Origin of the sequence: Ruegeria sp. HKCCA4633, from assembly GCF_013034605.1 — a bacterium.
Lineage (GTDB): Bacteria > Pseudomonadota > Alphaproteobacteria > Rhodobacterales > Rhodobacteraceae > Ruegeria.
The window spans coordinates 1,275,215-1,288,410 of the sequence record NZ_WQGJ01000001.1; the positions used below are offsets into that span (position 1 = coordinate 1,275,215).

A 13,196-nucleotide genomic window follows, 5' to 3' on the forward strand; every position below is an offset into this window, starting at 1 on the left:
GTGCGCTAAGACAAGGTCCGGTCAACTAAAGGAAGCCCGAGTGAACCTCCGCAAGAAGATCGCAGACAGCGAAGTTGTGCTGAACTGGGTGGCACGTCGGATCGCCAGCTATATTCGATGGGTCAACCGCAACACGCGCTGGCAACGCATCGGGTATGAAGAACTGGACCAACTGGCTGAACAGGGAGAGCCGGTCATCGTTGTGCTGTGGCACCAGCGGCTGGCGCAGTCCCCGTATTTCTTTCCGCTGGACAAGGGCAGGATCTGTTCGATCACGTCCGCAGCCCGCGCCGGCAGCATGGTGGGCCGGGTGCAGGAACAGTTCGGCATGGACACAATCGCCATGTCCAGCCACAAGCGACACGTGGCCCTGTCGCGTGAAGTGCTTGGTAAGATGAAGCAGGGCATTTCCATCGGCATTGCTGCGGATGGGCCACGCGGACCAGAACGGGTGCTTTCAACTGTGCCTCTGGTCTGGGCGCGTACATCGGGCAAACGGGTATTTGGCATCACCTTTTCTGCGAAACACGGGCGCGAGGCCGGTACATGGGACCGCTTGCTGATGCCACGCCCCTGGCGCAATGAAGGAGTGTTTTTGTGCCGCGAATGGACCGAAACGGTGCCTCGCAAAGCCAGCGAAGAAGAGTTTGAGGCCCTGCGCCTGAGCCTTGAGCAGCACATGAACGACATCACAGCCGAAGCCGACCGGATGGTCGGGCGCGAGCCTTGGTCGCCTGATGCCTAACCGCCCCTGAGGCGTTGCATCAGATAGACTTCGCTGCCCTCAGGGATTGGTTCAGTGAGCCCGGTGGCAATGACGCGCCCGTCAATCGCGATAGAGACCCCCGCATCGATGGGGGCTTGCAATTGCGGGTGGGCCTGAACCAACGCACGTAAAAGTTCGCCGGTGGTTTTGGCCTCGACCTCCACCACCTGTTGGCCCCCGGTCAATGACCGGAGGCTAGACCAAAGGTGGACCTCAACCATTGTCCTTTAGCGCGGCCAGAATGCGCGGCGGGGACATTGGCAGTTGCTTCATCCGAACGCCAGCGGCGTTGGACACCGCATTGGCGATGGCCGCCAGCGGCGGGACAATGCCCGTTTCGCCGACACCACGAACCCCAAACGGGTGGCCGGGGTTGGGTACTTCGACAATCACCGTGTCAATCATCGGCAGGTCGCTGGCAACGGGAATGCGATAGTCGAGGAAGATCGAGTTCTGCAAGCGCCCGTCCTCGCCATAGATGTACTCCTCGTTCAGAGCCCAACCGATGCCTTGTGCGGCTCCACCCTGGAATTGACCCTCAACATAGGTCGGGTGGATCGCTTTACCGGCGTCCTGAATGACCGTGTAACGGGTGATCGAGGTCTTGCCGGTTTCAGGATCGACTTCGGCATCGACAATATGAGTGCCAAAAGACACGCCCGCACCTTCCGGGGTGGCTTCAAAGTGGCCCGAGATCGGGCCGCCGGTTGAACCCATATCCGCAGTGATGTCGGCCAGCGGCATCGGATCGAAATCGCCTGCATTGGGGCCCGAAGGCACCGCGCATCCGTCTTCCCATTTCACCGCATCAACCGGGATGCCCCACTTGGCCGCCGCGCGTTCGCATAGTTTCTCGACCGCATGTTTTGCGGCTTTGATCGTGGCCAGACCCGAGGCATAGGTCACGCGCGAGCCGTGGCTCACGTCGTTGTAACCCAGTGTCGCGGTGTCGGCGACGGTGACACGGATGTTCTCATAGGCAATGCCCAGAACCTCGGCCGCCATCAGCGCCATCGACGCGCGCGACCCGCCAATGTCAGGCGTTCCGACCATCAGCTGGGCCGAGCCATCTTCGGACAAGGCCAAAGATACGCTGGTCTCACCACCATGGTTGAACCAGAACCCGCAGGAAATCCCCCGCCCCTGCCCCGGTTTCAGCGGTGCTGCGTAATGCGGATGCGCCTTGGCAGCCTCAAGCGTTTCGACCAGACCGATGCGTTCATAGGTCGGGCCATAGCTGGCCTTGGTACCCTCATGGGCGGCGTTTTTCAGGCGCACGTCGACGGGGTCGAGACCCAGCTTGTTGCACAGCTCATCGATGACCGATTCAACCGCAAACGCCCCCATCGGCGCGCCCGGTGCCCTGTAGGCCGCCTGCTTGGGCCGGTTCGACATCACGTCATAGCCAATTTGCTTAACGTTGGTCAGATTGTAGGGCGCAAAGGCACACATAGCGGTCATGTCGCCCGGTGCGCCGGGGAACGCCCCACCTTGCAGGCGGAACACGCCTTGTGCTGCCGAAATTGTACCGTCCGTCTTCATCCCGATCTTTACATCCATCGATGCAGAAGAGGTTGGGCCGGTTGCACGGAATACTTCTGAACGCGTCATGACGATCTTGACCGGACGATTGGCTTTGCGGCTCAGCGCCAGCGCAACAGGCTCGATGAAAACGGTGGTCTTACCGCCGAACCCGCCGCCGATCTCGGACGCAGTCACCCGCAATTGCGAGGTTTCGATGCCCAGCAAAGCTGCACAGGTTTTCTGCGCAATCCAGTGGCCTTGCGTTGTGCACCACAGCTCGCCTTTACCGTCATTGCCCAGCATGCCCAGACAGGCGTGCGGTTCGATATAACCCTGGTGGGTCGCCTCGGTCACAAAGCTGTCTTCGATCACCAGATCGGCTTCGGCAAATCCGGCCTCGACATCGCCGTGACCGCTTTCATGGTAGCGGACCACGTTGGGGTGCATCCCTTCGGGTACGGAATAGTCTGCCGCGCCTTCGCGGATGATAGGTGCGTCCGAAGCCATTGCCTTGTCCACGTCGGTGACATGGGGCAGCACTTCGTATTCGACCTCGATCAACTTAAGCGCATCACGGGCCGCCAGCGCAGACGTCGCCGCCACGGCCGCCACCGCGTGACCGTCATACAGAGCTTTCTCACCCGCCATGACGTTTTCCAGAACATTCCAGAACTCGCCTTCCAGCCCCGGCTTGAACGGCACGTCGGCAAAATCCGCTCGGGTTACAACGGCTTTGACATCATTATGCGCCTCGGCCCTTGACGCATCGATCTTCACAATCCGTGCATGGGCGTGAGGAGAGCGCAGAACAGCACCGTGCAACATTCCGGGTGCCGAAATATCCGCGCCGAATTTGGCGCGGCCTGTCACCTTGTCCAGACCGTCAGGACGATTGGGGCGGGTGCCCACAAATGTGAAGTCTGATTTCCGATCGTCCAGAGCCATTACGACGCCTCCCGCATCTCAGCCGCCGTATCCATCACGGCGCGAATGATCTTGTCGTACCCGGTGCAGCGGCAGAGATTGCCTGCCAGCCAGTACCGGGTTTCCTCTTCGGTGGGGTTCGGGTTTTTCTCCAGCAGCGACTTGGCCGCCACCAGAATACCCGGAGTACAGATACCACACTGCAAAGCAGCGTATTCGATCATCTTCTTTTGCAGCGGATGCAGAACGTCGCCCTCTGCAATGCCTTCGACGGTTTCGATTTGCTTACCCTCGGCCTCGACGCCCAGCATCAGGCAGGAACAGACCAGACGGCCATCAACGGTGACGGAACACGCACCGCAATCCCCGGTACCGCAGCCCTCTTTCGCGCCGGTCAGGTTCAGCTTGTCGCGCAGACAATCCAGCAAGGTTTCGCGCGGGTCGCAGAGGTATTCAACGGCGTCCCCGTTCACGGTGGTGGATACGTGGAGCTTGCTCATGCGTTTTCTCCCTTTGCACGGGCATAGGCAATTTTCGCAGCGCGCTTGGCCAGAACGCCAGCGACCTCGGTGCGGAATGCCATGGTGCCGCGTTTGTCATCGATTGGGTTGCAAGCGGCCGAGGCCGCAGCGGCCAGCGCATCCAGCGCGGCATCGTCCAGCTTGCTGCCGACAAGGGCTTTCGCGCAATCCTCGACCAGCAGAACCGTGGGAGCGATCGCCCCCAGCGACACCCGAGCCTCGGTGATGGTATCCCCGTCCAGACGCAAGCTGACACCTACACCAACCACGGCAATGTCCATTTCCGTACGCGGGATAAACCGCAGATATGCGTCGCCTGCATTCTCACCGCGCGCGGGAATGTTGACGGCGGAAACAACTTCACCCTTCGCCAGTGAGATCTTGCCGGGGCCGGTTGGGATATCCTCGACTGCAATCTCACGGGTGCCATCCGGACCAGTGACCGTGACAGTTACACCCGCTGCAACCATCGCTGGCACGGAATCAGCCGCCGGAGACCCGTTGCACAAGTTGCCGGTCAAAGTTGCACGCCCCTGCACCTGGGTGGATCCGATCAGGTCCATCGCCTCGACCACACCAGGCCAGTCCTTGCCCAGATCAGGATGCTCGCTCATCTCGGCGCCTGTAGTGGCCACACCCAGCGTCCAACTGCCATCGGCATTGCGGGTGATGTCGTGTACACCGTTGATTTTCTTGATGTCGATCAGCGTATCGGGTGTCACCAGTTCCGAGCGCAACTGCACCAAAACATCGGTGCCACCCGCCAGAAACCGAGTGATACCCGTCGCATTCGCGGCCAGAGCCGAGGCTTCGGCAAAGCTGGCGGGGCTGTGATAATCCATGAAGCTACCTCGTACCTGTTGATCAGGGATATCTGGGTTCCGGGCGACGTTAATTCACCCCTCGCCCGGCGTCTATGGGCCGAGCGACTAAAATTAGCGCTCCAAATGTCACGTAAGGTTAGGGTTCACAGATCGATTTCGATCACCCCATCGGCTTCTGCTGCGCGGCTTTGGCACAGGATCATGGCCCCTTCGCGCTGTTTCTTTGATAAAACGAAATCTCGGTGTTCGACCTCACCCGAGATAACATCGCATTTACAGACGCCGCAGATGCCGTCTGCGCATTTCACATCCACATGAAAACCCGCCTCGTTCAAAACCTGCGCCGCATCCTTGTCTGCTGGTACGGTCAGCGTCTTCCCGGATCGTGCCAGTCTGAGCTCAAACGGATGGTTCTCATATTCGGGTTGTTCGGGAACCGAAAAGTATTCTAGATGCCGGGCCTCTTCGGGGAAGCCTTGCTGTTCTGCCGCTTGCATTACCCCATCCATGTAGCGATCTGGCCCGCAGGTGTAGACATGCCAACCCTCCTTGTACCCAGACAGGACCGCATCCAAATCGGCGCGGGTACCTTCATCTGAGAAATGGTAGTGCACTTGGTCTGCCCACGGCATCGCGGCCAGATCCTCTAGGTACCCTGCCCCGCTCCGGGTGCTGGCTGAATAGTGCAACTCGAAGTCGTGTCCTAGCGCGTGTAGACGATGGGCAAAGGCGATCATCGGGGTGATGCCGATACCGCCACCCATCAGGAAACTCTTGGTTGCTGTTTCGTCCAGTTCGAAATGGTTAATGGGTTTTGAAATGAAAACCTTGCGCCCCTCAGAGAAGATACGGTGCAGCAACGCCGAACCACCGCGCCCCTCATCCTCGCGCAGCACGCCGATCTGATAGGTCGACCTGTCTGACGGATCGCCGGACATCGAATATTGCCGCAGATATTCCGGTGCGACCAATACGTCCAGATGTGCGCCCGCTGTCCATCCCGGCAGGGGCGCACCGTCCAGCGTTGAGAATTCATACTTCGTTACATCAGCAGTCATCTTATCGACCTTGGTCACGGCAACCCGCATCACCGGTGCATCACCGCTGATCTGATAGCGGTGGATGACCGACATATCCCCGCTGGCCTTGCGCGACTTGTATTCATCGGTTGTCACCATGGCCTCATAGGCCGCAATCCCGGCCTCTCGATCCATGGCAAAGGGATAGGGCCACGGGTGCGGGGCCAGATAAGCGGGATAGACAGCCAGCGTCTGATCTTCGTATTTCAGGTCCAGATCCGTTTGCAGGTCACGCCGGTTCAACGGGTGCGTTGTGGGGCGATAGGAACCGTCCGGCTGCAGCTCGATATCCCACCACCATTTCTTGATGTCGTTCAGACCGCCATTGCCGACCGCATCGTCCAGCTTGGCCAATGCAGGCGCGGCAGAGGGGATGTTCATCGCGGCCCAGCGGAACGGCCGTTCCTTGAAGATGCCTTCAAGGTTCCACGGGCAGGTTTTCATGCACCGCCCACACATCGCCCCTCCCGGTGTTGTCACACGATAGGTCGCACATTTCTGGCTGTCGGATTTCCAGATTTCATAGCCGTTGAACATCAGCTTCGGCCCGGCCGTGATCGCACCCGACGGACATTCGCGCGCGCATTTGTTGCAAGACTCGCAAAAGCTCTGCAAGCCGAAGTCAACCGGCTTGTCATGCTCCATCGGCATATCGGTGGTCACAGCCCCGGATTTCAAACGAGGGCCCAGATATGGGTTCAGGATCACTTCTCCGATCCGACTGACCTCACCCAGACCGGACAGCAACAGAAGCGGCGGTTGCAGCACCTCACCATCCATCACCGTATGCGCCTTGGCCTTGTAGCCGAGGTTGCGGATTTGTTGCGCAATCACGCCGCCCAGCAGCGAAAAGCGCAGATAGGCGCGCATGGATTGGGCAACGCTGATCCAGTCGTCACCGCTGGCGCCTTCCATCGTTTCATAGCCCTGATCGATGATCATGCTGATCGCCTGATCATGGGGCGGTACGATTTCTTCACCCGTCGCATCATGAGAATACCACGCCCATTCTGGGCAGCGGCTAAGGCCCACCGCATCGACTCCGAGGAAATAGGTCGCCGCTTTTACATTTGCCGCATTCCTTTGGGCGTCAGTTGGTTTTATAGCCTCAGCGCTTTCGCCATCCTGCAACAGCACGAAGGCCCCCAAGGCACGCCGTTGGGCAAAGCTGGGCGCGGCCTTGCGGACATAGTAACCGCCCTTTGCCGCATCCTGCAGCGATTTGCCCATATCCCCGAATTGCGCACGGGCAAACATGTCAGCGCGTTTGGGAACGCGGGCGACGTTTTCTTCGTCGATATACGTGGTTGGTGTCTCGACCCGTTTGAGTTTCTCGAATGGATGCGCCCCGTCCACGTACCGTCGTTTGGAATACGGATCACGGTTCAGGGCATTCTTGGCAAAGCCCGTTCCCAACCACCATGCTGGCCCTTGCGTCCGGAACCACGGCTGTTGCGCCATGGGTCGGAGCGGTCGGTCATGGGCAATCGGCATCTCAGTCGTGACGGCAGCCAGACCAAATCGCGTGCCCAGCCACGGCGCAATCAATTCACCGTATTCGACTGTGACCAGCCCGGCGGCCACGGCCAACTTGCCCAAATCAACCTCAGAGGACATCACGCTATGCGCGCGCGCGTCAAAACCCAGCAGACGGATATAGTTGGCGATGACCACGGCATTCTCGGTGGCCAGCAGACAGGCGCGATGATCCTGCGCATCTGTGATCCAGTCTGCGCCGGGTTCGGACGGATCCGGGTTTCGGTTGTGTTCGTACAGAAACACGATGCTATGCTTGTGGCTGTCAATCGGCCCGGGCGCAGCTTCCATACTGTCTTTCAGATCGGCCATGATGACGTCGATGCCCGAAGCCAATGTCTTGGTTTGTCGCGTGCGCAATGCATGGGCAAGCCGGTCGATATCCGGGTTGCGGCGCGGCTGCGCCAGCAAAGCAGCCGACGGCAAAGGCCCGCAGCCCATCATTGACGCATCGTTGAAATACCCAAACGCTTTCAGATGGTCGGCACGTTCCTGCGGGTCTGAAGGTATCTCTGACGCAACCGGGTTTACCAACCCGTCGCGGATGGCGTCCATCATCGCCTGAAACTCGCCCATCGCGTTGACGATGCTGTCGGGATGTTCCGGTCGATGAAAGCTCAGTTCAGCCATCGAAGGCACAAGCGACAGGTCTGGCATATCATCCTGTCGGGCCAAACGCTCCAGCGGATAGCGGCCCATATGAACGGGCCGGTTCTTATCCGAGAAAAAGCGGATTCCCATTATGCGCCTCCTGTTGCTGCCCGTCCCCTAACCCGCCATGGACAGCAAAACCATTCATGCTTAATCATAAATGATATGAGCAAAATCGATTTCACTGACCTCGACGGCAAAGTCCTGCGCACATTTCTGACCATACTCGAGGAAAGCTCGGTCTCGAAAGCTGCGGACCGACTGGGCGTCACACAATCCGCGATCAGCCACACCTTGGCCAAGCTGCGGCAGGTGTTGGGTGATCCGCTGTTTGTCCGTTCGGGTCAGGGCCTGACCCCAACCGAGCGTGCCTTGTCCCTGAAAGACCCGGTGCAGAGCGTGCTGGACGGGATGCGCGCGCTGACCGACGAGCGGCCGTTCGATCCGTTGTCTGAACGGATGGAAATTCGCATCGCAACCAATGACATGCCGCGCGAGTTGATCTTTCCACGGTTGCTGCGCGAATTCCGAGCCGAGGGTGCGCGTCTGCAATTGGAATTTATTCCCTCAGGAGTACCAGAACCTGACTTGCTGCGCAGTGACCGATGCCAGTTGATGCTTACTCCGCTTCCACCCGACGGGCCGGACATCTTTCAGAAACGGCTGATTAACAGCCCTCTGATGGTGTTCTACGACGCCGCGCAACGCAATCCGCCGGACACCTGGCAAGCCTATTGCAACAGCGATCATGTCGAGGTGCGCTTTGCTGATGGCCGAAGCGCCCGTGCGGTCATGCGTGGCGTGGATCAAAGCCAGATCAGACCCTCTGTTGTGACCTTGCCGCATTTCAATGCAATCCCCGCGTTTGTGCGGGGCAGCAATCTGATCTCGACCGATACTGCGCTGATGAAACAGGGGCCACTCGCCACTCTGGATTGTGCCCCGCTGCCTTTCGAGTGCCCGCCTGTGTCCATCTACATGGTCTGGCATCAGCGATCCGCAAATGACCCTGCCCACCGCTGGTTGCGTGCCCGGATCGAGGCAATCGCAACCACGCTTCAGACCTGAGACAACAGCCAGCTGCGCATGATCTCAACCAGTTGCGGCTGGCGCGGCTGGCGCGGCGCGACGATGTAAAATCCAAGATCTTCGATCAAAACATCCTCAAGCGGCCGGACAAGACGGCCCGAGGCAACCTCGGGCGCGACCAGCGGCGCATTGGCCAGCGCGACCCCCTGCCCTGAGAGCGCGGCATCAATCGCAAGACTGGTCTGGCTGAAACTCATCATTCGGGGCTTGCCGTTTACGCCCACCCTCTCAAGAAACAAGGGCCACAGCCCATGGGTGTCATTGAGCAGCACTTGGCCCAGCAGGTCAGAGGGATGGGTGACTTGTCCGGCAATGGCGGGGCTACACACTGGGACGAATTCGGTTGAGAACAATGGCTCGGCAACCAGGTCAGATCCAAACGGCGCCCTGCCCTGCCTGACCGCCAGATCCACGCCATCCGATTTGAAATCTGCCAGGCGCTCGCGTGCATCCACTTGAACCGAGATATCCGGATGCAGGTCTGTGAACCCCGACAATCGCGGTACCAGCCATTTTGATGCAAAGCTGGGCGTGACGGACAATGTGACCCGGCGGTCAGGAGACAAATCTTCAACGGCTTCTTCGATCAACCTGAAAGCCCGGCGTAAAGGTGAATGAAACCGGCGCCCGGCTTCCGTCAACCGCAAGCCACGTGGCAGACGGTCGAACAGAACCTCGCCCAATCGCGCCTCGAGCCCCCGTACCTGCTGCGCAACGGCGCCTTGCGTCACGCCCAGTTCTTCGGCGGCCAGTCGAAAGTTCAGATGCCGCGCAGAAGCTTCAAAAGCCCGCAAGGCGTTCAGAGGGGGAAGGGCGGCCATGGCATGATCCTGTAGATTTTCTACAGCATAGAGCCAGCATAACTGATTGGTCAAACCGGGCCTTGATCGCCATCTTGGAATCAAATGAAAAAAGGAGATTTCAGATGGAAAAAGTAGCTCTTATCACAGCCGGCGGTAGCGGCATGGGTGCGGATTCCGCACGCAGACTGGCTGCAGACGGATACAAGGTGGGAATTCTGTCCGCCTCGGGCAAAGGCGAAACCCTGGCGCATGAGTTGGGCGGCGTCGGTGTGACCGGCTCGAACCAGTCCACTGAAGATTTGCAAAAGCTTGTCGATGCGGCGATGGCCCATTGGGGTCGCATCGACGTTCTGGTCAATTCTGCAGGTCACGGCCCCCGCGCGCCGATCCTTGAGCTGACGGACAACGATTGGCACACAGGCATGGATGTCTATTTCCTGAACGCGGTCCGTCCGACGCGACTGGTGACGCCGATCATGCAGGCGCAAGGTGGTGGGTCGATCATCAATATCTCGACCTTTGCCGCATTCGAACCTGATCCGGTATTTCCGACATCTGGTGTGTTCCGGGCTGGTCTGGCCGCTTTCACCAAGCTGTTCTCGGACAAATATGCCTATGAGAACATCCGCATGAACAACGTTCTTCCGGGCTTCATTGACAGCCTGCCCGAGAAAGAGGAGTTCCGCAGTCGCATTCCAATTGGTCGCTATGGACGCAGCTACGACGAGATCGCTTCGGTCGTGGCCCTGCTGGCATCCGAAGGGGGCGGCTACATCACCGGGCAGAATATCCGGGTGGATGGCGGCATCACCCGGTCTGTCTGACCTCAGAACCGTGCCTTTATCAGATGTGTCAACGCTGCGCCGGATTCAAAAAAGGCGCGGCGCACGCGTGTCCAGCTTTCGCGATGCTCAGGCACGGCGGGCACAGGTAAACGTGACGGGTCTTCGGCAAGAAGGCTCTCGGCCATCATGCGACCAAACACCGTGCCGGGTCCGATGCCGCGACCGGAATACCCGTGGGCGGCCAAAGCGTTCGGACCGATCTGCGTGATCTTCGGGATATGGTCCGAGGTCATGGCGATCCGCCCGTGCCAACCCTGCTCAAACGGCTGGTCGGCCAATTGCGGGTAAAGCTCTGCCAGTTTACGCCGGACCCAGGCGGTGTGTGCGCTCTGACCTGCATTGCCAAGGTCGCCCATGCCGCCAATAATCATGCGCCCCGCCTGATCCAGGCGAAACGACGTCATGATCAAACCGGTATCCCAGCACCCTTCTTCTTGCGGCAGAATGCTGGCGCGCAAGTTATGCGATAGCGGAGCGGTCGCGTATTGAAAATAATAAACCGGCACATAGGCGGGCGCGGTATCTGGCAAGCCAAGGTGATAGGCGTTGGTCGCCTGAATGACGGACTTGGCTCGCACCACCCCGCCCGGTGTGGTCAACACCCATTGGCCGTTTTCATGGCGCATGGTCTGCACCGGGCTTTGCCCGTGTATCTGCGCCCCGGTCTGCGCCGCCGCTCGCGCCAATCCGGCCACATAAGCCAGCGGCTGTATGGTTCCGGCGCGAGGATCGAACAACGCCCCATGGAAGGCATCGCTACCGGTTCTTTCCCGCGCCTGATCCATCGAAAGCAATTCCACCGGTGCACCTGCTGCGCTCAACTGCGCGTGGCGCGTTTGCAGGTTTTTCAAACCAGCTGCGGAATGCGCGCAATGCAAGGTTCCGTTACGCACAGGCTCACATGCGATGCTGTGTTTTTCGATCAATGCAAACACATCAGACGGGGCCCGCGCCAGCAGATCGATCAGGCGATCTCCGGCCACCTGTCCGATATGCGCGCGGATTTCGTCCGGCAGCAACCAAAGCCCTGCATTGGCCAAACCGACATTACGGCCCGATCCGCCAAAGCCGATCTCCTGCGCCTCAAGCAGACAGACCGAAGCACCGGCCTGGGCGGCTTCCAAAGCCGCTGAACATCCGGTGTATCCACCGCCAATGACCGCCAAATCAACAGAAGTATCAGCGGTCAGGCGAGGTGCTGAAACAGTCTCGGCACAGGTGCTGCGCCACAGAGCATTTTCGGGATCGTTCACGTCGGGCCTCTGAGTCTTTGGCCCGGATCATCATATCGTTTTCCCCCCTTGGCAAGCGGGCACGTCAAAGCGCGCCTGCGACGAAAAAGACCCCGCAGTCGCGGGCTTTTCCCGGGCCTGGCAGGCCCAACCGGAGAAGGTATTCCGGCTGGAATGATGACGACGGAGGTGAGCCCCTTGGAAACCGTCAAACGTCGATCGAGCGTGCGATCAACTCTTTCATCACCTCATTGGTGCCGCCGTAGATCATCTGCACGCGCGCATCCGCATAAAGTCGTGCAATCGGATATTCCATCATGAACCCATAACCGCCGAACAGTTGCAGACATTCATGCATGATCTCGTTCTGCACCTCAGATCCCCAATATTTGGCCATCGAGGCGGTGGCCGCGTCCAGCTCTCCAGCTTCCAGCTTTCCGATACAGTCGTTGATGAAGCTGCGCAGAACCTCGGCTTTGGTCTTGCATTCGGCCAGCTTGAACCGGGTGTTTTGGAAGTCCATCACCCGTTGCCCAAAAGCCTTGCGTTCCTGAACGTATTTGACCGTTTCAGCGATGGCGAAATCAATCGCGCCCAGCGCCATGATCGCGATGTTCAACCGTTCCCACGGCAGTTGTTTCATAAGCTGGTAGAAGCCCTGCCCTTCCTCAGCTCCCAGCAGGTTCGTCATTGGCACTTTGACATCTTCAAAGAACAACTCGGCCGTGTCGTTGCCCTTCATTCCCAGTTTTTTAAGGTTGCGCCCCCGGCGGAAGCCATCGGCCCCTTCGGTTTCAACCACGATCAAAGACACACCACGCGCGCCTTCGGATTTGTCTGTCTTGGTCGCCACAATAATCAGGTCAGCTGACTGCCCATTCGTGATGAAGATTTTCGAGCCGTTCAAACGATAAGAGTTTCCGTCTTTTTCAGCCGTCGTCCGCACCGCCTGCACGTCTGACCCGGTGCTAGGTTCCGTCATCGCCAACGCGCCAACCATCTCGCCCGAGGCAAGTTTAGGCAGCCATTTCTGTTTTTGATCTTCGTTGCCATAGGCGGTGAGGTAATGCGTCACAATCGACTGAATGCCATAGCCCCAACCGGCATCGCCACGCGCGCCCTGTTCGTAGGCGGTGATTGCATCGAACCCCATGCCGCCGCCGACACCACCATACTCTTCGGGGATTGCTCCCGCCATAAGTCCGGTTTCACCCGCCTTACGCCAAAAGTCGCGATCCACCACACCGTTTTCGACCCAGGTTTCGATATTCGGCGTCAGTTCGTCATCCATGAACCGGCCCGCCATGTCGGCAAACATGCGGTGTTCATCGGTGACCCAAGCTGCGGTTGAAGTGAAAAGTGGCATCGAACGCTCTCCAGAAAGTCTTTTGTTAAAGCCTAG

General features: G+C 59.1%; 11 protein-coding genes. 3 read left to right on the top strand and 8 right to left on the bottom strand.

The window, feature by feature from the left end:
* Positions 1-40 precede the first annotated feature (40 nt).
* On the top strand, positions 41-745 hold the full coding sequence (locus GOV85_RS06180; protein ID WP_171175965.1) for a DUF374 domain-containing protein: 705 nt from the start codon (positions 41-43) through the stop codon (positions 743-745).
* Here GOV85_RS06180 and GOV85_RS06185 read toward each other — a convergent pair.
* The 5 genes from GOV85_RS06185 to GOV85_RS06205 all read right to left on the bottom strand — a co-directional run bounded on the left by GOV85_RS06185 (position 742) and on the right by GOV85_RS06205 (position 7,915).
* On the bottom strand, positions 742-987 hold the full coding sequence (locus GOV85_RS06185) for a MoaD/ThiS family protein (protein ID WP_171175968.1): 246 nt from the start codon (positions 985-987) through the stop codon (positions 742-744). The genes GOV85_RS06180 and GOV85_RS06185 overlap by 4 nt on opposite strands.
* Entirely contained in the window at positions 980-3,235 is a 2,256-nt protein-coding gene (locus GOV85_RS06190; RefSeq protein WP_171175970.1) for a xanthine dehydrogenase family protein molybdopterin-binding subunit, read from the bottom strand. The genes GOV85_RS06185 and GOV85_RS06190 overlap by 8 nt, the downstream gene beginning before the upstream one ends.
* Positions 3,235-3,714, bottom strand: a complete 480-nt coding sequence (locus GOV85_RS06195) for a (2Fe-2S)-binding protein (RefSeq protein WP_171175972.1) — start codon at positions 3,712-3,714, stop codon at positions 3,235-3,237. Before GOV85_RS06195 ends, GOV85_RS06190 begins: the two co-directional genes overlap by 1 nt.
* Positions 3,711-4,577 carry a xanthine dehydrogenase family protein subunit M gene (locus tag GOV85_RS06200; RefSeq protein ID WP_171175974.1) on the bottom strand — a complete coding sequence of 289 codons (867 nt, stop codon included), beginning with the start codon at positions 4,575-4,577 and terminating at the stop codon, positions 3,711-3,713. The genes GOV85_RS06195 and GOV85_RS06200 overlap by 4 nt, the downstream gene beginning before the upstream one ends.
* A 125-nt stretch (positions 4,578-4,702) precedes the next feature.
* Positions 4,703-7,915 carry a reductive dehalogenase gene (locus tag GOV85_RS06205; protein WP_171175976.1) on the bottom strand — a complete coding sequence of 1,071 codons (3,213 nt, stop codon included), beginning with the start codon at positions 7,913-7,915 and terminating at the stop codon, positions 4,703-4,705.
* Positions 7,916-7,990: 75 nt separating this feature from the next.
* On the opposite strand from GOV85_RS06205, the gene GOV85_RS06210 reads away from it, so the two are divergent.
* On the top strand, positions 7,991-8,893 hold the full coding sequence (locus GOV85_RS06210) for a LysR family transcriptional regulator (RefSeq protein ID WP_171175978.1): 903 nt from the start codon (positions 7,991-7,993) through the stop codon (positions 8,891-8,893).
* Here the strand turns inward: GOV85_RS06210 and GOV85_RS06215 are convergent.
* Complete coding sequence (locus tag GOV85_RS06215; RefSeq protein WP_171175980.1) at positions 8,884-9,735, bottom strand: LysR substrate-binding domain-containing protein; 852 nt, start codon at positions 9,733-9,735, stop codon at positions 8,884-8,886. The two genes, GOV85_RS06210 and GOV85_RS06215, sit on opposite strands and share 10 nt — an antisense overlap.
* Before the next feature lie 104 nt (positions 9,736-9,839).
* On the opposite strand from GOV85_RS06215, the gene GOV85_RS06220 reads away from it, so the two are divergent.
* On the top strand, positions 9,840-10,541 hold the full coding sequence (locus GOV85_RS06220) for an SDR family oxidoreductase (RefSeq protein ID WP_171175982.1): 702 nt from the start codon (positions 9,840-9,842) through the stop codon (positions 10,539-10,541).
* 2 nt (positions 10,542-10,543) lie between these two features.
* Here GOV85_RS06220 and GOV85_RS06225 read toward each other — a convergent pair whose 3' ends face one another.
* The gene (locus tag GOV85_RS06225) at positions 10,544-11,815 is read right to left on the bottom strand and encodes an FAD-binding oxidoreductase (protein ID WP_171175984.1); all 1,272 of its coding nucleotides are present in this window, start codon (positions 11,813-11,815) and stop codon (positions 10,544-10,546) included.
* 187 nt (positions 11,816-12,002) lie between these two features.
* On the bottom strand, positions 12,003-13,160 hold the full coding sequence (locus GOV85_RS06230; protein WP_171175986.1) for an acyl-CoA dehydrogenase family protein: 1,158 nt from the start codon (positions 13,158-13,160) through the stop codon (positions 12,003-12,005).
* Positions 13,161-13,196 lie beyond the last annotated feature (36 nt).